Here is a 17,217-nt window from a genome sequence, read left to right on the forward strand (position 1 = left end):
TTTACCTGGATAAAAGATCGATCAATTAAAAAGTTCAGAAAAAGCACGTGCTGTGCTGGTGATATCGGTTGCCTGAAACAGACCACCCACCACCGCGAGCGAGCTGGCCCCTGCGTCAATCACTGTGCCCGCATTGTTTAGGTTGATCCCGCCTATCGCGGCAACGCTTGGTCGAGGTTCGCTCATGCTTGTTGTCAGCCTCAGCGCTTCACCCAGAACAGTCAGCGGGGCGGGCGGCGCCAAGGGCTTCGTACCTGATGCAAACATGGCACCAAAAGCGATATAAACCGGTGCACACCGCAAAAGTGACTGAGCGCGTGGCAGGCTGGCATAGCACGACACGCCAATCATCATCCCTGCACCCACGTTGGCCCGAACAATGTCCGGATCTTCATCGTGTTGCCCCAGATGAACACCGTCTGCTTTGATTTCTAGCGCCAGTCGCCAGTCATCGTTGATCAACAGCGGTACGCCTGCGTGGCGGCAGATCGGCAACAAGCGTAAAGCCAAGTCCCGACGAAACTCAGGTGTTGCTGTTTTGTGACGCAACTGTAAGGCAACCATACCGCCCGCGATGGCTTGTCGCACAGCGCTTTCGAGCTTGTCTGCGTCAGTCCAATCCGGGGTGACCCCGTACAGACCTCGTGGAAATTTCAGTCGTCCGGTCATCTATTTCAGTTGATGATCGGGTTGCGGCAGGCAATCCTTTGCCCCATCCCGGGTTGAAAAGATTGGTTGAGCGACGCCTCAGCATAAGCGCAAGCTTTTTTCGCAGCATCTTCAACCCCATGTCCAGTTGCCAGCAACGCAGCTAAGGCGGTGGCCACCAGACCACCTGAATCCCTTATTCGTTCAGGCGGCGCAGTCCAGGGCCAACTAATTGTGAGATTGTCGGGACCCACGAGGATATTGACCAGATGACCAGGTCGCTGCTGGTTTCCGGTGACTAGCACCCAATCCGCGCCGATTGCTTGCAAAGCGGCAGGCGCTAACTCTTGCCCAGCCGCCTCTAAGACTTCTTCAGTGATCCATTGATTGAGTCGACGGCCTTCAATCACCACGACATGTGCTTGCGGCACCAGCAATTCAAGGGTTGCACCCACGACGTCTTCGGTTTCGTCCTGATCTTCGACTTCTTCAGAGCTGATTTCTTGTGGACCTAAGTGTAAAACCAGGGGCACCTGACTGTAATCGGCAGCAATCTGGGCAACAGCACTGACTGCCTCGACTGAGGAGATTGCCCCGACTTTAATGGCTTGTACTGCCATATCCTCGAGAACACAGCGCGCTTGATCATCGATTTGATCAGGGGCGCAAGGCAAGACCGACTCACTTTCGGCTGTGTCTTGAATCGTGATGGCCGTCAGGGCGGACACAGCGTGACTACCAAGGATAGCGCAGGTAATTGCGTCCGCAGGGAGGCCGTCCGAGCCAGTGGGATCGAAAGGTCCGAAAACGAGAGTCAGGGGAAAAGAGGCAAGAGTCACGGTATAGTCTGAGTTATGTAAGATTGCTCTCATTGTATGAGAACAGTCGTTTAAATACGGGCCATCTTAATTAATGGCTGGTAAATCAAAAAGAGAGAATTATGCGAACCTGGATGTGTCTGATTTGTGGCTGGATTTATGACGAAGAGGCGGGTTGTCCTGACGACGGCATTGCGCCCGGTACCAAATGGGAAGATGTTCCCCCGAATTGGGTCTGCCCAGAGTGCGGTGCCCGTAAAGAAGACTTTGAATTGATGGAAATCTAAAGCAGGATTTGATGTCGATGAGCGAACTAATTGCCGCTGAGGCGAGCATCTCGATTGATTTGTCCAACCAGTTTCTCATGGCGATGCCAGGGGTTGTTGGCGGTGAACTGGCGGGTACGGTCATCTACATCTGCGAGCACTCAGAGAAAGGGGCACTGGGTTTAGTGATCAATCGGCCCACTGACCTGTCGCTGGCTGGCTTGTTAGAAAAAATCGATCTCGAGTTTGAAACCGCCCCCCAGGACGCCTCGCCCATATTTTTCGGTGGCCCGGTTCACACGGATCGTGGCTTCGTCCTGCATTCTCCCCCGGGTGATTTCAGTTCAAGCATCAAGCTCGGTGATTTAGCACTGACCACTTCGCGCGATGTCTTACAAGCGGTGGCCGCTGGCACAGGCCCTGAAAAAATACTCATTACTCTGGGTTATGCGGGGTGGGGTGCCGGGCAATTAGAAAATGAAATTTCTCAGAATGCTTGGTTGACGGTTGCAGCAGACGTGGATGTTATTTTTGCCGTGGCACCAGAGGATCGGTACGCTGCAGCGATGAAGCTGCTGGGCATCGACCCTTCGATGCTGACAGGTGTCGCTGGGCATGCTTGAAGAAACGCTCTTGGCATTTGATTACGGCACAAAAAAACTAGGCGTTGCAATGGGCAATACCTTGCTGCGACAAGCTCGTCCACTTGAAATCATCACTGCCGCAACGCGCATCGGGCGGTTCGGCCGGATTGCTGAATTGCTCAAAGAATGGGAGCCCGATCGACTGGTCGTTGGTTTAGCGCTCAATACGGATGGTCAAGATCAATACGCGACCTTGAAATGCCGTCGTTTTGCCAATCAGTTGCATGGAAGATTTAACCTGCCTGTCGTACTAGTCGATGAACGAGGCAGCAGTATGCAGGCGCAACAAATTGTCGGCAATGCCCCCGATGACGCGATCGCTGCGACGATTATTTTGCAGCGCTATTTTGATGCTCAATCCTCAGCTCAATAGACACAAAGGTTTGACCCATTTACTTTGCACAGAGGGCTTGCCTAAAGCCTTGTTGCTGCAAATATTGGATCGTGCTCAGACGTATCTCGATCGTTTGACGGCTGGCCTTGGTGGCACCGACCCCTATAGCGGGGCAAGCCTCTTGGCGGTTGGTATAGAAGGCGAGTCTGCCTTGCAACTCGCCCTGACAGAGGCGACGCATTTCTTGGGGATTGCCTGCGGGGCATTCCCCGGAAGCTTGCCCAGGGACGGCCAAGGATGGCAGCAGGCCCTGAACGAGCTGTCTGATATTGAATGCGACTTGTTGGTGGTGCAACATCCAGTCAGCGGAACACCCTATTTTTTAGCGCAACACCTGCCAGCGGAACGACATGTCATGAATGCAGGCGATGGCTGTCACGCTAAACCGATTGAGGCATTAGTTGACTTGTTTCTCATTCGAGAGAGGCGGCCTGATTTAAACGCCTTGGTCGCTGTGTTCGACGGATCGCTTCAGGAGTCGGGGTTTGCCCGATCGTTGGTTCACGCAATGACGACGGTAGGTGTGCCTGAAGTCAGGGCGATTGTTCTTGCTGGCGAAGCGCCCGAGGGTATCGAGCGAATGGGCGTGTTGGTCTGTGAGGACGCACGGCGGGCGAAGGCTGATGCCGATCTGGTGATAGACCTTGAAAGGGATCAGATCACGTGGCAGGCGGTCGCACAGACTGAGCCGTCTGATAAACATAAGGTCCGAGTCGCAGTCTGCGCAAGTATCTGCAGCTTGATACTGGAGGCCCGATGAGTCTGATTATTCGGCGGGGACGTGTCATCGATCCAGCGACGGGTCTGGATCGGGTAGCTGACCTTTACATCACCCGTGGCGAAATCGTGAGCACAGACTGGGCTCCTTCTGACTTTGTTGCGCAGCGCGTTATAGACGCCAGCGGCAAACTTGTACTGCCCGGTTTAGTAGACCTTGCGCCCGATTATTTTGAAGAACAGGCCGCCTGGGCTGGCGGCATTACGTGCACGACAACCCCGAATGGTTTTGTTGCTTCAACGGCCCAGGGGATGGCTGCAGCCAGCGGCGCTTACGCTTTTCGTCTTGGCCTGTCGGCTGCGCCCGTGCAAGTCGAGACCTCGCTTGTTGCTCGGGTGATCAGCGCCATACAGCAGACTGGAAAACCTGCTCATATCGGGCGCATATCCAGTGCAGCGAGCCTATCCCTGATCAGGTCAGCTAAACAAGCCGGCTTGCCTCTTACCTGTGATGTGAGCGTCAATCACCTTCATTTGACCGATGTTGATATTGGTTACTACGACAGCCGCTTTAGACTTGATCCGCCCCTCAGGGGGCAGCGTGATCGAGACGCTATCAGGGCCGGCTTACGCGATGGCACAATAGACGCGATTTGTTCAGCGCACACCATGGCGGATGCCGAGGGTAAAACCAAGCCGTTCGCTTTGGCTCAGCCAGGTGCGAGCGGGGTTGAGTTACTGCTTGCTCTGGTCTTGAAATGGGCCGACCAAGAGCGGATTGACTTGCGACAAGCCTTGTCTCGCATCACCGTCCGGCCGGCTGAGGTCGGTTTGGGCTATTCTGCTGGTTTAGCCATCGGAGTAACAGCAGACCTGTGCGTGGTGGATCCCGACATGATGTGGACTGTGAACGAGAACAATTTAAACAGTATGAGTTGCTACACCCCCTTTGAAGGAATGGGTATGCTCGGCTTGGTGACGATGACCGTTAAGACTGGTCAAATCGTTTGGGAGCGCACATGATTCATACACTTCGTTTCGCCCTTCGAGCCGTGGCGTGCTTCGTCTGGGTTGCCTTGGGGCTTTTGACGATCGCCTTGGTCTATTGGATCTTGGGTTTGCAGTTTCGGCTCTGGTCTAAAAAATACTGGTCAAGGGTTTTGTTGTGGATCTGCGGCATCAAGGTGGTCATCGCTGGCGAGCCCGTTTCTAAGGGGCCTTTACTCATTGTCCCCAACCACGTCTCTTGGCTCGACATCTTTGTGTTGAATTACGTTCGCGCCACTGCATTTATCGCCAAGAGTGAAATTCGCAGTTGGGCCATCGTCGGCTGGCTTGCCGCCGGAGCAGATACGATCTTTATCGAGCGTGGATCGCGACATGCTCTGAGCGCGGTGGCTAAATCCATGGCAGAGCATTTGCAGAGAGACCAAGCGGTGGGTTTGTTTCCCGAGGGCACAACATCTGAAGGTTTCGATGTGTTGCCGTTTTATGCAAACCTGTTTGAGCCTGCCCGCAAAGCGAAGGTTCTGGTTCAACCTGTGGCTGTGAAATACTTCCATCAGGGACAGCGCAGTGCTTATCCTGCCTACGTGGGCGACGAAAGTCTTGTGATGAACATGTGGCGCGTGTTCGGTACAACCGGGATCCGCGTCGAAATGGTCTTCTTGCCAGCCATTTCCACCGATCAAGAGAAGCCCCTATCGAGGGCCGATCTTTCAAAGTGTGCTCGTGAAGCGATTAGATCAGCCTTGGGTGTAGCCGATCACGAGGCCGATTTGAATCGGTTGTGAACGCCAGAGCGGCAGTTTAATTGCCGGTGACAACTATGCTGTTTTTGCCTTTTATTTGTATGAGCTTACGGTCTTGTAAGCGAACCGCACTCAGCTCACCCCCCCAGATACAGCCGCTATCGAGACAAATTGCGTCTGATCGCAACATCAGCCCAAGCGTTGACCAATGACCAAATACGACCGTCACATCGCGCGTGGCGCGGTCAGGTACGTCGAACCACGGTAGCAAACCTGCATTACGTGGATGCTGAGGTGCAGATTTGATGGGTAACATCATCTGACCCTTAGGGGTGCACATACGCATGCGAGTCAAGGCATTGACAATCACTCTGAATCGTTTGCCGCCACTGTGGGCGTCGTTCCATTGAGTCGGCTCATCACCATACATTTTTTCGAGCATTTTCTGCCAGTTGCTTCCGCGCAGGGCAAGTTGAACTTCGTTGGCGAGGGACAGCGTTTTACTCACGTCCCATTTAGCAAGAACGCCAGCATGCACCATCAGGTGGCCAACCGCGTAATGGGCGAGCGGCCGCCATCTAAGCCAGTCGATGATTTCTTTTGCATCGGGCGCATCCAATATTTCTTGCAACGTATCGTTCTTACCTGGGCGTCGAACACCTGCCGCAAGGGATAACAAGTGCAGATCATGATTGCCAAGAATCGCCACGCTACGGTCTTCGAGCGCTATGATGCGTCGCAGCGTTGCCAGCGATTGCGGACCACGGTTGACTAAATCACCGGCAAACCAGAATTCAGCATCCTCGTCTTCCGCGATTTCAGGGTGGCTTAGCAACTCATCTAACTCTAAGCTGCATCCCTGAACATCCCCTATCATCCAAATACTTGGCACGGTCATATCGCGGATTTTTTCCAGAACATATAGGGGACTTTCATGGCCGCTAAGCTTTGACGATGTTCAATCGAGAGCATCGTGGCGAGCGCTAGCACCATCGCAGCCGTGTTCGGCAACAGGGCGGTCACGACTGGAGGCCACTTATAGAGTAGGCCTACGTTTAGGGCGAGCTGGTTGATCATGAAAAAACCAGTGCCACAGAGAATGCCAATAAACACTTTTGCGCCAATCCCGCCTCGACGAGTTTGCATGAAGCTTATCGGTGCCGCAATCGTCATCATGACAAGCAAAGTAAAGGGATAGGACAGTTTTCGCCAGATAGCCACAATCTGCCTATCCGCCTGGAGTTGATTTTTATTCAGATAGGCAATGTAGTCGCTCAGCGCAGTCACTGACATCCTTTCGGGCGTTAAGATCCGCGCAACCAGACGCTCAGCGGTCAGACTGGTATCGATGCTGCGGGTTGGGCTTTGTTCAAGCGTCATCAGTGGGTCTTTACGAACAATTGCGTCCGACAGAAAATCACGCGAATTTTGTGCGACTTTGTGCTGAGTGACTTCGCTCATTGTCAGTTGGCCGTTGTCGAAGTGTCCAGTCTTGGCTTGAGACATGACGGTGAGCTTTTGATTGCGATCAAACTCATACATTTTTAAATCGGCGACGTTACCAGACGCAAGCATCCTGCCTACATTGATGACACGAGTGCCACCGTCTTTTGCAGGTTCTCTAAACCAATAACCACTATTGAGCATACCGCCCTCAACCCGTCCCCGCAAGAGCATATTCGCTTCACTGCTTTTAATTTCGGCCGCTGGCGTAATGAACTCAGAAAGAATGAGCGCGCCTGCCATAATGGGGACTGATATCAGCCAGAGCATGCCGACGAAGGCATTAGCGCTGATGCCTGATACGCGCAAAATAACGAGCTCGTTGCGTTGCGCCAAACCTGCGAGTGCGAGAATAGTGCCGATCAACAGGCCAATAGGAAGAAGATCATACAAGCGCGTCGGCATCGCCAGCGCTTGTAAGTAAAACAGGGACGTGACTGGTAAGTTGACGCCTACGGTATCGAGCTCATCGACCAGTGTAAAAAAAGTAAACAAACCCAATAGCGCCAGCACAACCACAAAGGTTGAGCGATAAATTTCGCGAGCGAGATATCTACGAACGGTGCGCATGGTTTAAATGATATGGATCAAGCGGTGAGCTCTGCCCGGACCTTGTTAATAACGGATGACACGTCGGGTTTAACGCCGTGCCAGATGTAGAAACTCTCAGCGGCTTGCCCAACTAACATACCAAGGCCGTCCGATCTGAGCTGTGCGCCATCAGAAGCGGCCTGATCCATAAAGGGGGTTGCCTTGCAATCATACATCATGTCATATGCGCAACTATCTGACGCATAGAGCCCTCGCGGTAGATCAGGAACCTGATCACTCAAGCTACTTGCACTGGCATTGATCACGATGTTCCAGCCACCTGGTGTGGAGGCGTCAGCGAGGCCGCCTGCCGACAGTGTTTTTGAGTGGTTCGGCCAGGCCTTGATCAGTTCGTGGGCTCGTGAAGCTGTCCGATTGACAACGCGAAGTTCAGAGCAGCCCGCTTCAAGCAATGGCCCGATTACTCCCCTTGCGGCCCCGCCAGCTCCAACAAGCAGTACTTTGGCGCCGAGAACCACGACCGACTGTCTGAGCAAATCTCCCAGCAAACCCACACCATCCGTATTGCAGCCATGCAGCTCATTTTTTTGCATCCACAGCGTGTTGACCGCCATGGCTTGCTGAGCGCGTGCGCTAAGGTGAGCGCAAGCGAGCTCTTTGGCTTCTAGCTTGAAGGGAACCGTTATGTTTAATCCGCGTCCGCCGTGGTTAAAAAAATGTTGGACCGTCGTCGCAAATTGATTAAGGGGTGCTTCAATCCGGTCGTATTGCAGCTCAATGCCGAGTTGCTCGCCGAACAGCAGATGAATGCGCGGTGAACGACTATGCTTGATGGGATTGCCGACTACGCCAAAGGAAGGAATTGTTTTTAGTTGCATCGAATTACTGCTCGGTCTTTAGGGTGCCAGTGTTTAAAAAATGCCAGGTTCGTGTGATGACAATTTGATCAATTTGTTTACGCATTTCAGGGGTGAATGGCGCGAATGGGCCAGCTAAAGAGACGATTCTTTTGACTGATTGATTGAGAACCGCCTGGTTCGATGGCTTGTCGATTGTGATATCGATGACTTGACCGTTGGCGTTAATCGTAATGCTCGCTTGAAGTGAGCCGTATACGCGTTGGTTTGAATTGCCCGGATAGAATTGAGTGCCTGTTTTTTCTATCCCGCTTCGCCATTGATCCACGTAGCTGGCGAATTGGTGAGCCTTGGTCGAAGGTGCGTCAAAATGCTTGCGTGGCCGCGCATTGTATTCGCGCACCTGCTCTGACAGGACAGCCAGCTTAGCGTTGAGAAGCAGTTCAGCTTGATCCGTTTGGTCGTTGCCTGACGTGTTGTTGTTTTTGACAAAGCTCTCGGCTGATTTTGATTGTGAGACTCGTGCGGTGGATTCGAGCAGGGTTAACAACTCTGTCTGCTGTGCTTCAAGTTGAAGGCGTCGCTTGGTCATCGCGTCGATCACGATATTCTGCGCTTCCGTCCCGAGCTTAGCCTGGGTGCTTGAGGCGAATCCACCTGAGCCCTCCCCACCACCGTCTAAATTGACTTGAGCGAAAGCGGTTGGCGCCACGGGACTGCTCTCGGTCGATGCATTAACAAGCACCATCTCGAGTAACGGAGGGCTGGGGTCAGGCCTTTTGACAGAGTCCCGTTGCCAGGCCAGTACGGCGACATGCAATGCAATCGAGAACAGCAGCCCCCAGCGCATGAAGCGCTGTTGCGGCCGACCCAGCCACAGATGCTTAGGACTGAGCTGGAGTTTCGCTAACATGGCTGACATATCTGCAATCTAGTTCAAGACTTAACTCGTCTGCACCCAAAATATCAATCTGGACTGGCGTGCCACGCTCAAGTGTCGGCATACCTGAAAGACGAGTGACGAGCGGTGTTGCCGCTATCCTGATCAAATCGTCTTTCAGTACCGTCGCCTCGCTGCGTTCGATTCGCTGCTGTTTGAGCCATCTCAAACACCAGTAACGCTCCATGTTAGATTGGTGTTCGTTCCAGATGGCGTATTGCGCATCGAATGCGCCAATGATGGCAAACAAATCGGCATCGCGTGGTTTAAACGGGGCAACCAGGGGCGCCGATATGCCGTGTTCAATCGCACAGATGAGTTGCCATTGATTAACTAGGTCAACGTAACGACGCAAGGGCGAGGTGCACCAGGCGTATTGCGCAACCCCGATGGCTTCATGAGGCAAGGCTTGTGTGCTCATCCTGACTCGGCCGGTTTGCTGTGAGCGATAGATGCCTGGCACCCCGCAAGCGTCAAGCAATCCGCCCCAGGTGCTGTTGGCCAAAATCATATATTCAGCCACGAGACGATCAAGGGGCGCATTGCGTGCACGTGGCTCGAGTCTCACAGGTGTGTCGGGGTTGTCGGCAGCGCCGTCGAGATAAAAGCTGTATTCGATTCGATTATTGTTTTCTGGTTTTCCCCGAACTTGCTCGCGTTTCGCTGCAAGGGCAAGGGCGACCGTCCAGAGCGGTCTGAGCCAATCGTTATAGGGCAGGTCAATATTCGGATCAGCGAGTGCGGCTTCGGTGATGGCAGAATCAAGTTCGTTATGGCGGAGGTTTTTTCTGACAATGACTTGCTCCACCTTGCTCTCGTGCTCAATCACGTCGCCAGATTGCGGGTCAATGGTGACATACAACGACAGCGCTGGGACGGCGGTCCCTTCATTTAATGAAAAAGCCTCAATAACTGGGTCGGGTTGCATGGGGATTTTGGCCCCGGGCATATACACAGTGGACATGCGCTGCCGCGCTAACTGATCCAGTTTGCTTCCCTTGGCAACGGCTAAGCCAGGCGCTGCAATATGAATCCCGACGCAAACGTGTCCATTAGCAAGTGTCGTGACTGATAGCGCGTCATCGATCTCGGTAGTCGTGATGTCATCCACTGAATAGGCGACCGCAGCCGAGACGGGTAGATTGTGTTCAATCCGGGGCAGTTCCACTGCCGGAAAGCCCACGCCTTGTGCAAAATTCATCGCTTCGAATTTGGCTTGATGCAGCGCGAGCGCGTGAGGCCAGGCGCCGAGCGTCAGGAGCAGCCGGTCAGGCGTTTGCTGTAGCTGTTTACAAGCGGCGTCGAAAGCCTTCCAGGTGAGCGAGTTCTTATCTGGTTTGGTGAGCAGAGTCAGTGCGGTCAAAGCAATTGGCTCAGGCAATTCGCCTGCAACCATTTGATCGACCCACTCTTGCAACTGATCCGCTTGTCGTTGTTTTTTTTCTTGCGCAGCAAGCGCGGCGGTCAGTATGTCGGGTGGGGCCGGGCGATAGCGGCCTTTGCCTTTGCGATGAAAATAAATCGGCGCTTCATGCAGCCTCAGGAGCAACCCAGTTTTTTCGACCGTGCTTGGGATATGCCCAAAATAATCCGCACCCAGGGTTTCAACGTCAAACTCTTCTTGCGGTGCGCATTCCCAGAGAAATTGGACATCGATGTCCTGCGCAAGCTGGTTGGCTAGCGGCATCAAGGAGTCAGGCGATGGGGCAGTAAAGTTAAAAATACAGTTATTGCGTTTGATCTTGCTACGCTTGCCGCTGCTCGATTCAACTTGCAGTGTCGCGTCTGATTCGGACATGATGTGCCCGGTTTTGAACGCGCCGTCTTCTTCAAATAATACGTACATTCAGATATCCGTCTTAGCCGTGCTTGGTGGCTAGTGTGTCAAGCAACCGGCGGTGTATGTCGGCGAAACCGCCATTGCTCATGATTAATATGTGGTCCCCAGGACGCGCTGAGTCTGTGATCGCGTGAATCAGCTCATCAATGTCGCCGTGGGCACTGGCTCGGTCACCAAGCGGGGCAAGGACTGCTCGTGGATCCCATCCCAAGGAATGCTTGCCGCTCTTTTGACCAAAACAGAAAACCTTGTCGGCTTGTTGAAGGGCGTCAGGCAGGCGCGCCGCCATGGTCCCGAGTTTCATTGTGTTGGATCTCGGCTCGAGTACTGCCAAGATGCGGGCTGAACCGACTTGTCGGCGCAAGCCTTCGACTGTGGTTTGTATGGCAGTTGGATGGTGGGCAAAGTCGTCATAAACGGTGATTTCGTCAACGCATCCGCGCACTTCCATGCGTCTTTTTACACCGCCAAAGTTGCACAGTGCTGCGATGCCGGTTTCCAGGTCTATGCCAATATGGCGAGCAGCGGCGAGGGCGACCACGGCGTTAGATCGGTTGTGATCACCGGTCAGGTCCCATTTGATGGTGCCAACTGACGTCTCACCAAACTTGACCGTGAACGCTGTGGCGCTGATGGCTTCGCTGTGCAACGCGTCTGACAAGCCAACGCGAACCACCTTTGACCAACAACCGCGGGATAAGACGCGCTCTAGCGCCTGGTCGCCATCAGGGAGCACTATCCTGCCTTGCTCTGGAATGATGCGGACCAGATGGTGAAACTGAGTCTCAATCGCTGCGAGGTCGGAAAAAATGTCCGCATGATCGAATTCAAGGTTGTTCAAGATCGCTGTGCGAGGCCGATAGTGCACAAATTTCGATCGTTTATCGAAAAAGGCGGTGTCGTATTCGTCCGCCTCAATGACAAAATAAGGGGAGGCTGGGTCGTACAGAGCGGAAACCCCCAGATCGTTGGCCACGCCGCCGATCAGAAAATTCGGCGCTTTGCCGGCGTACCGCAAAATCCAGGTGAGCATGGCGCTCGTAGTGGTTTTGCCGTGGGTGCCCGCCACAGCAAGCACATGTTGCGTACTCAGGATGTTTTCGCCCAGCCATTGCGGGCCTGACGTATAAGGTAATCCTGCGTTTAAGATGGCTTCCATGAGGGGATTGCCACGGGTTACTACATTACCAATGACGAAAAGATCCGGCTTTAGGTCGAGTTGATCGGCCGCGAAGCCCTCGATCAACGCTATCCCTTGCTCTGATAGTTGTGTGCTCATGGGCGGGTAGACGCCAGCGTCGCAACCCGTTACGCGATGACCAGCGGCGCGTGCAATCAGGGCTAATCCGCCCATGAATGTGCCGCAAATTCCCAAAATGTGCAGATGCATAACCACTCTCCTGCTCGCATTGTAGAGTGAGTTCCTGTCACGAACATCCTAGTATGATCTGTCAGATGAAGAAGCGGACAATCATTTTGGCGGTCACGGGGCTTGCAGTTGCTTTTGCCGCTGGCGGGTTTGCTTGGCGCGAGTCCTCGCGTGCGGCACCTCGGGCAAATCAAACGCTGAATAAGCCAGCAACGTCAGTAGCCAGCAAGACTGAGGCCGCCCGAACGCTGTTTGCGAGCGCCTGGCCAGATGTGCAAGGACGCAGCGTCGCGATGCAAAGCTATTCGGGCAAGCCGTTGGTGGTGAACTTCTGGGCGACGTGGTGTGCGCCTTGTGTTGAAGAGATGCCAGCACTCGATACCATGGCCAAAGCGATGCCAGACGCCCAATTTGTCGGGATAGGGGTGGATACTAATAAAAACATAGTGGATTTTTTGGCTAAAATACCCGTCAGTTATCCGCTTTTAGTTGCAGGACACTCTGCCATCTCACTGGTGCAGCAGCTGGGAAATCCTGCTGGTGGTCTGCCTTTTACCGTACTGGTTGACGCAAAAGGCAATGTAGTCGAGACTATATTGGGTCAAGTCAAGCTTGATGACCTCAGTCATAAAATCCAAGAATTGACCAGAAATTAAGAGACGTAATTAGACAAATCGACGGATTTAGCGTAAAAAGACGGCTGTTTTGTTAAATTGGCAGGGGTTGATGCAATGGCTAAACAGATTCTTGTTGTGCACGGTCCAAATTTGAATCTACTTGGTACGCGCGAACCTGAAATTTATGGGCGGCTGACCCTCTCGGCGTTGAACGACAGGCTGGTTGACTTGGCAACAGAGTCGGGTTGTACGCTGAATGCCTTTCAAAGTAATCACGAGGGTGCAATCGTGGATTGCATTCAAGGCGCGCGGCTTGATGGTACGAATTTTATTGTTATCAATGCAGGTGCTTATACCCACACCAGTGTAGCCATAAGAGATGCCCTGGCCGGTGTGGCGATACCCTTTGTCGAAGTGCATTTATCTAACGTGTACAAGCGTGAAGCATTTCGCCACCACTCTTATTTATCCGAACTGGCCATTGGTGTTGTGGCAGGTCTCGGTGCCGATGGTTATGAGGCGGCGGTCAAAGTTGCTATTCGTCACTAGTTCTCTCAATTTTGTTTCTCACAAATAGATACGGAATCAATTATGGATCTTAGAAAATTAAAAACCCTTATCGACCTGGTCGCTGAATCGGGCATTGCCGAGCTAGAGATTACCGAGGGTGAAGGTAAAGTCCGAATTGTTAAGTTTTCGCAAGCGAATCAGCCCGTTGCATATCAACCGGTGCCGATGGCAGCCGCACCGATGGCTGCGGCGCCTGCCGCTTCGCCCGCCAGTGTCGAGGTGCCAGTAGAAGCCGGCCATCATGTCAAAGCCCCCATGGTCGGTACCTTCTACCGAGCGTCTGGCCCTTCGGCCGCGCCATTTGTCGAGGTGGGTCAAGCGGTAAAAGAGGGTGATCCGCTTTGTATTATCGAAGCCATGAAATTGCTCAATGAGATCGAGGCCGACAAATCGGGTGTCATTAAAGAAATTCTGGTTCAAAACGGTGAGCCGGTTGAATATGGCCAGCCTTTGTTTGTGATTGCCTGATATGTTTGAAAAGATTCTGATCGCCAACCGAGGCGAAATTGCATTGCGGATTCAGCGCGCTTGCCGTGAGATGGGCATTAAAACGGTGGTTGTGCACTCTGAAGCCGATCGCGATGCCAAATATGTCCGACTGGCAGACGAGTCTGTTTGTATTGGCCCGGCGGCATCAAAAGACAGCTATCTCAGCATGCCAGCCATTATTGCTGCGGCTGAAGTAACCGATTCTCAAGCCATCCACCCCGGCTATGGTTTCTTGTCAGAAAATGCTGATTTTGCCGAGCGGGTCGAGAAAAGTGGCTTCGTTTTTATTGGTCCACGGTCTGAGTCGATTCGTTTGATGGGCGATAAAGTCAGCGCCAAGCAGGCCATGATTGAGTCTGGCGTGCCGGTGGTGCCCGGTTCTCCCGGCGCCTTGCCCGACGATCCACAAGAGATTCTGCGCTTGGCTAACGCGGTTGGCTATCCGGTTATCGTCAAAGCAGCAGGCGGTGGTGGTGGGCGCGGCATGCGAGTGGTTCACACCGAGGCGGCTATGCTTACGGCAGTGACAACCACCAAGGCCGAGGCGGCGGCAGCGTTTAATAACCCTGAGGTTTATCTAGAGAAGTTTCTCGAAAATCCGAGACACATCGAAATTCAAGTATTAGCTGATGGCGAGAAGGCGGCGGTTTGGTTGGGCGAGCGTGACTGCTCAATGCAAAGGCGTCACCAGAAAGTCATTGAAGAAGCCCCAGCGCCCGGTATTGATAGAAAATTGATCGAAAAAATCGGTGAACGTTGCGCTGAGGCTTGTCGTAAGATTCGATATCGTGGCGCGGGCACGTTTGAGTTTCTCTATGAAAACGGTGAGTTTTATTTCATTGAGATGAATACTCGGATTCAGGTCGAGCATCCCGTGACTGAATTAATCACCGGGATTGACTTGGTTCAGCAACAAATACTAATTGCTGCGGGTGAAAAATTCACCTTGCGCCAAAAAGATATTGGCTTCAAAGGTCACGCGGTCGAGTGTCGGATTAATGCTGAAGATCCTTTTACTTTTGTGCCGAGTCCTGGTCGTATTACCAACTGGCACACGCCTGGCGGCCCAGGGGTGAGAATAGATTCGCATGCATTTAACGGGTATTTCGTGCCGCCCTACTATGACTCGATGATCGCCAAAGTGATTACTTACGGTGCGACACGTGAGCAGGCCATTGCACGCATGAACATTGCATTGTCTGAAATGGTTGTCGAGGGCATCAAGACCAATATCCCCTTGCATCGCGAACTCATGGTAGACGGCAAGTTTATTGCGGGTGGCACGAGCATTCATTATCTTGAACATAAGCTGGCAGAGCGTCCGTAAAGGGTTATATGCGTGAGTTGGTTTTTAGTTGCGCGGGCAGTGATGCAGACGTTCTGTCGGATGCCTTGCTTGAAGCGGGTGCGTTATCGATTAGCGTTGAAGATGCGGATCTCAATACCGAAATCGAAAAACCGATGTTTGGTGAGCCCGGTAGCGAACCTAATCTTGACGGCTGGGATCGCATTCAGTTAATCGTGCTGCTTGCTGATGGCGTTGATCCCCAACAATTGCTTGAACAAGTGCAGGCGGAGACCGATTACTCTTTTGCGCAAACCGTGACATCACTCAGAGAGGTGCCAGACGCTGACTGGGTTAGATTGACTCAATCACAGTTCGGTCCGATCACGGTTGGTGAGAAGGTGCTGATCGTGCCGAGCTGGCATGCGGACCAGATGCCGACAACGCCTGTCGCAGGCCAGATAGCGATACAGCTAGATCCCGGTTTGGCATTTGGGACTGGTAGTCATCCCACTACGCATTTGTGTCTTGAGTGGCTCGCAAGCGAGCTGTCGGCCGACGCAACAGTACTCGATTACGGTTGCGGCTCTGGGATTCTCGCGATTGCTGCTCGCTTGCTGGGCGCGGGTGCGACGATTGGTGTCGATATTGATGAGCAAGCCGTCGAAGCAACCAGAGATAATGCGCTGGTCAACCGTGTTACCGTCAACGCCATGTTGCCAGACGCGCTTTTAGATGGGACATTTGACGTAGTGGTTGCAAATATTTTGTCTAATCCACTAAAAGTATTAGCGCCGATGTTGGCGGGTCGAGTGCGCTCAGGCGGGCATTTGATTTTGTCTGGCGTGCTCGAAAGACAGACAGAGGAAGTGAGCCAAGCTTACGCGCCCTGGCTCGAGCTGCATATTTGGCAGGCCCGCGATGGCTGGGTTTGTTTAACAGGCGTTAAACCTTAAAAGGGCGTAGCAATGAGTCTCGTCACGCGCTGCCCAAAGTGTCAAAGTGCTTTTTTAGTTGTCCTTGATCAATTGCGTTTGCACGAAGGCTTGGTGCGCTGTGGTAACTGCGCGTACGTCTTTGACGGCTTCGCCACACTTGAGACGGATTTGCCTACCCTGACCAGGCCTGCTCCGCTGGATGAACCCCTGCAGCCTGTGACGATGGCGTCGACTCAGCCAGAGAGCAACGCGCCTAATGTCATTCGGTATCGGCCAGAGCCTGAACCTGAAAACGAAGTTGAGCCTGACTGGACGCACCAAACCACACAATTTGGTGAGCCGATTTTGAGGGCGGATCCGACGAGCGAGGATTTAATCCGTGCCGGTCGTGCCAGTGAACATCACACCAATGAAGATCCAGTTCTCAGGGCCATTGAGAATGATGGAAGATTTGGTCAAGCTCCTGCTCTGAAAAAGCGCCAGAAAACTGAGTTCGCTTTCGATGATGAAAATAGTCCGCCAGCTGTTGTTGCGCGTATTTTGTGGGCTCTCGGTATTTTTGCGGCGACAGTTCTTTTATTAGGACAGCTGGTCTTTGTTTTTCGCAACGATATTGCTCAAGCGGTGCCGCAGCTACGCCCAGCTTTGACTGAGCTGTGTAGCAAGCTCAAGTGCGAGGTCGGCTACAGCCAACGGATTGAGAGAATTACCATTGACTCGACCTCCTTGCAGCTGGCAAACGGCTCAGCCGCGGATGGTCAAACCAGTTCGTTCAATTTTTTATTTACCATGCGCAACCGCTATGATCAGAAGCAGCCGTGGCCTAATCTGGTTCTGTCGTTAAAAGATGCGTCCGGCACGGTAGTGGTGCGCAAGGTTGTCGCTCACTATCAATATCTTCCCCCGAGTTTGCTCGACCAACCGTTTGATAAGGGCCAAGAGGTTAACTTGACCTTGCCTTTGACTGTAAATGGTTTGCAAATAAGCGGCTTCCTACTTGATAAGTATTTTCCTTGAGG

General features: G+C 53.0%; 20 protein-coding genes. 12 read left to right on the plus strand and 8 right to left on the minus strand.

The genetic code is table 11. The features are described from left to right. Positions 1–21: 21 nt before the first annotated feature. Positions 22–669 carry a thiamine phosphate synthase gene (gene thiE, locus BCM14_RS12460; RefSeq protein WP_106228369.1) on the minus strand — a complete coding sequence of 216 codons (648 nt, stop codon included), beginning with the start codon at positions 667–669 and terminating at the stop codon, positions 22–24. Between the two features lie 5 nt (positions 670–674). After that, positions 675–1,520: a bifunctional hydroxymethylpyrimidine kinase/phosphomethylpyrimidine kinase gene (gene thiD / locus BCM14_RS12465; protein ID WP_106228370.1), complete on the minus strand. Its 846-nt coding sequence runs from the start codon at positions 1,518–1,520 to the stop codon at positions 675–677. Between the two features lie 68 nt (positions 1,521–1,588). Between thiD and BCM14_RS12470 the strand changes: the two genes are divergently transcribed. Genes BCM14_RS12470 through BCM14_RS12495 form a run of 6 tightly spaced genes read left to right on the plus strand, consistent with a single transcriptional unit; the run spans position 1,589 to position 5,280 of the window. Continuing rightward, entirely contained in the window at positions 1,589–1,753 is a 165-nt protein-coding gene (locus BCM14_RS12470; protein ID WP_106228371.1) for a rubredoxin, read from the plus strand. A gap of 17 nt (positions 1,754–1,770) precedes the next feature. Continuing rightward, positions 1,771–2,355, plus strand: coding sequence for a YqgE/AlgH family protein (locus BCM14_RS12475; RefSeq protein ID WP_259673604.1), 585 nt, complete (start codon positions 1,771–1,773; stop codon positions 2,353–2,355). Beyond that, complete coding sequence (gene ruvX / locus BCM14_RS12480) at positions 2,348–2,749, plus strand: Holliday junction resolvase RuvX (RefSeq protein ID WP_106228373.1); 402 nt, start codon at positions 2,348–2,350, stop codon at positions 2,747–2,749. Before BCM14_RS12475 ends, ruvX begins: the two co-directional genes overlap by 8 nt. Then, complete coding sequence (locus BCM14_RS12485) at positions 2,727–3,530, plus strand: aspartate carbamoyltransferase (RefSeq protein ID WP_106228374.1); 804 nt, start codon at positions 2,727–2,729, stop codon at positions 3,528–3,530. The genes ruvX and BCM14_RS12485 overlap by 23 nt, the downstream gene beginning before the upstream one ends. Beyond that, complete coding sequence (locus BCM14_RS12490; protein WP_106228375.1) at positions 3,527–4,510, plus strand: amidohydrolase family protein; 984 nt, start codon at positions 3,527–3,529, stop codon at positions 4,508–4,510. Before BCM14_RS12485 ends, BCM14_RS12490 begins: the two co-directional genes overlap by 4 nt. After that, positions 4,510–5,280 carry a lysophospholipid acyltransferase family protein gene (locus BCM14_RS12495; RefSeq protein ID WP_375318490.1) on the plus strand — a complete coding sequence of 257 codons (771 nt, stop codon included), beginning with the start codon at positions 4,510–4,512 and terminating at the stop codon, positions 5,278–5,280. Before BCM14_RS12490 ends, BCM14_RS12495 begins: the two co-directional genes overlap by 1 nt. 16 nt (positions 5,281–5,296) lie before the next feature. On the opposite strand, the gene BCM14_RS12500 is transcribed toward BCM14_RS12495, so the two are convergent. From BCM14_RS12500 to mpl, 6 genes are read right to left on the minus strand one after another with little or no spacing between them, the layout of a single operon-like run. Then, on the minus strand, positions 5,297–6,136 hold the full coding sequence (locus tag BCM14_RS12500; protein WP_106228377.1) for a symmetrical bis(5'-nucleosyl)-tetraphosphatase: 840 nt from the start codon (positions 6,134–6,136) through the stop codon (positions 5,297–5,299). Further along, positions 6,133–7,311, minus strand: coding sequence for an LPS export ABC transporter permease LptG (gene lptG, locus BCM14_RS12505; protein ID WP_106228378.1), 1,179 nt, complete (start codon positions 7,309–7,311; stop codon positions 6,133–6,135). Before lptG ends, BCM14_RS12500 begins: the two co-directional genes overlap by 4 nt. 17 nt (positions 7,312–7,328) lie before the next feature. After that, complete coding sequence (aroE, locus tag BCM14_RS12510; RefSeq protein ID WP_106228379.1) at positions 7,329–8,171, minus strand: shikimate dehydrogenase; 843 nt, start codon at positions 8,169–8,171, stop codon at positions 7,329–7,331. Between the two features lie 4 nt (positions 8,172–8,175). Continuing rightward, a complete protein-coding gene (locus tag BCM14_RS12515; protein WP_106228380.1) occupies positions 8,176–9,072 on the minus strand; it encodes an energy transducer TonB family protein in 897 nt (298 codons plus the stop codon). Continuing rightward, on the minus strand, positions 9,035–10,936 hold the full coding sequence (locus tag BCM14_RS12520) for an RNB domain-containing ribonuclease (protein WP_106228381.1): 1,902 nt from the start codon (positions 10,934–10,936) through the stop codon (positions 9,035–9,037). Before BCM14_RS12520 ends, BCM14_RS12515 begins: the two co-directional genes overlap by 38 nt. 13 nt (positions 10,937–10,949) lie before the next feature. Continuing rightward, positions 10,950–12,320: a UDP-N-acetylmuramate:L-alanyl-gamma-D-glutamyl-meso-diaminopimelate ligase gene (mpl, locus tag BCM14_RS12525; RefSeq protein ID WP_106228382.1), complete on the minus strand. Its 1,371-nt coding sequence runs from the start codon at positions 12,318–12,320 to the stop codon at positions 10,950–10,952. A 65-nt stretch (positions 12,321–12,385) separates the two neighbouring features. Here mpl and BCM14_RS12530 point away from each other — a divergent pair, with 65 nt between their 5' ends. The 6 genes from BCM14_RS12530 to BCM14_RS12555 all read left to right on the plus strand — a co-directional run bounded on the left by BCM14_RS12530 (position 12,386) and on the right by BCM14_RS12555 (position 17,215). Continuing rightward, entirely contained in the window at positions 12,386–12,955 is a 570-nt protein-coding gene (locus BCM14_RS12530) for a TlpA family protein disulfide reductase (RefSeq protein ID WP_106228503.1), read from the plus strand. Positions 12,956–13,030: 75 nt separating this feature from the next. Continuing rightward, positions 13,031–13,465, plus strand: coding sequence for a type II 3-dehydroquinate dehydratase (aroQ, locus tag BCM14_RS12535; protein WP_106228383.1), 435 nt, complete (start codon positions 13,031–13,033; stop codon positions 13,463–13,465). 42 nt (positions 13,466–13,507) lie between these two features. After that, complete coding sequence (gene accB / locus BCM14_RS12540) at positions 13,508–13,954, plus strand: acetyl-CoA carboxylase biotin carboxyl carrier protein (RefSeq protein ID WP_106228384.1); 447 nt, start codon at positions 13,508–13,510, stop codon at positions 13,952–13,954. Position 13,955: 1 nt separating this feature from the next. Then, a complete protein-coding gene (accC, locus tag BCM14_RS12545) occupies positions 13,956–15,302 on the plus strand; it encodes an acetyl-CoA carboxylase biotin carboxylase subunit (protein ID WP_106228385.1) in 1,347 nt (448 codons plus the stop codon). An 8-nt stretch (positions 15,303–15,310) separates the two neighbouring features. Next, positions 15,311–16,216, plus strand: coding sequence for a 50S ribosomal protein L11 methyltransferase (prmA, locus tag BCM14_RS12550; RefSeq protein WP_106228386.1), 906 nt, complete (start codon positions 15,311–15,313; stop codon positions 16,214–16,216). 12 nt (positions 16,217–16,228) lie between these two features. Beyond that, entirely contained in the window at positions 16,229–17,215 is a 987-nt protein-coding gene (locus BCM14_RS12555; protein ID WP_106228387.1) for a zinc-ribbon and DUF3426 domain-containing protein, read from the plus strand. Positions 17,216–17,217 lie beyond the last annotated feature (2 nt).

Source organism: Jezberella montanilacus (assembly GCF_003003055.1).
In the GTDB taxonomy this organism is placed as follows: Bacteria; Pseudomonadota; Gammaproteobacteria; order Burkholderiales; family Burkholderiaceae_B; genus Zwartia; species Zwartia montanilacus.

Coding starts and splice junctions, on each gene's coding strand:
- BCM14_RS12530 (WP_106228503.1), top strand. CDS start 12,386: ATGAAGAAGCGGACAATCATTTTGGCGGTCACGGGGCTTGCAGTTGCT.
- BCM14_RS12520 (WP_106228381.1), bottom strand. CDS start 10,936: ATGTACGTATTATTTGAAGAAGACGGCGCGTTCAAAACCGGGCACATC.
- ruvX (WP_106228373.1), top strand. CDS start 2,348: ATGCTTGAAGAAACGCTCTTGGCATTTGATTACGGCACAAAAAAACTA.
- BCM14_RS12470 (WP_106228371.1), top strand. CDS start 1,589: ATGCGAACCTGGATGTGTCTGATTTGTGGCTGGATTTATGACGAAGAG.
- prmA (WP_106228386.1), top strand. CDS start 15,311: ATGCGTGAGTTGGTTTTTAGTTGCGCGGGCAGTGATGCAGACGTTCTG.
- thiE (WP_106228369.1), bottom strand. CDS start 669: ATGACCGGACGACTGAAATTTCCACGAGGTCTGTACGGGGTCACCCCG.
- BCM14_RS12500 (WP_106228377.1), bottom strand. CDS start 6,136: ATGACCGTGCCAAGTATTTGGATGATAGGGGATGTTCAGGGATGCAGC.
- accB (WP_106228384.1), top strand. CDS start 13,508: ATGGATCTTAGAAAATTAAAAACCCTTATCGACCTGGTCGCTGAATCG.
- aroQ (WP_106228383.1), top strand. CDS start 13,031: ATGGCTAAACAGATTCTTGTTGTGCACGGTCCAAATTTGAATCTACTT.
- BCM14_RS12490 (WP_106228375.1), top strand. CDS start 3,527: ATGAGTCTGATTATTCGGCGGGGACGTGTCATCGATCCAGCGACGGGT.
- BCM14_RS12555 (WP_106228387.1), top strand. CDS start 16,229: ATGAGTCTCGTCACGCGCTGCCCAAAGTGTCAAAGTGCTTTTTTAGTT.
- BCM14_RS12515 (WP_106228380.1), bottom strand. CDS start 9,072: ATGTCAGCCATGTTAGCGAAACTCCAGCTCAGTCCTAAGCATCTGTGG.
- accC (WP_106228385.1), top strand. CDS start 13,956: ATGTTTGAAAAGATTCTGATCGCCAACCGAGGCGAAATTGCATTGCGG.
- BCM14_RS12485 (WP_106228374.1), top strand. CDS start 2,727: ATGCTCAATCCTCAGCTCAATAGACACAAAGGTTTGACCCATTTACTT.
- lptG (WP_106228378.1), bottom strand. CDS start 7,311: ATGCGCACCGTTCGTAGATATCTCGCTCGCGAAATTTATCGCTCAACC.
- BCM14_RS12475 (WP_259673604.1), top strand. CDS start 1,771: ATGAGCGAACTAATTGCCGCTGAGGCGAGCATCTCGATTGATTTGTCC.
- thiD (WP_106228370.1), bottom strand. CDS start 1,520: ATGAGAGCAATCTTACATAACTCAGACTATACCGTGACTCTTGCCTCT.
- aroE (WP_106228379.1), bottom strand. CDS start 8,171: ATGCAACTAAAAACAATTCCTTCCTTTGGCGTAGTCGGCAATCCCATC.
- mpl (WP_106228382.1), bottom strand. CDS start 12,320: ATGCATCTGCACATTTTGGGAATTTGCGGCACATTCATGGGCGGATTA.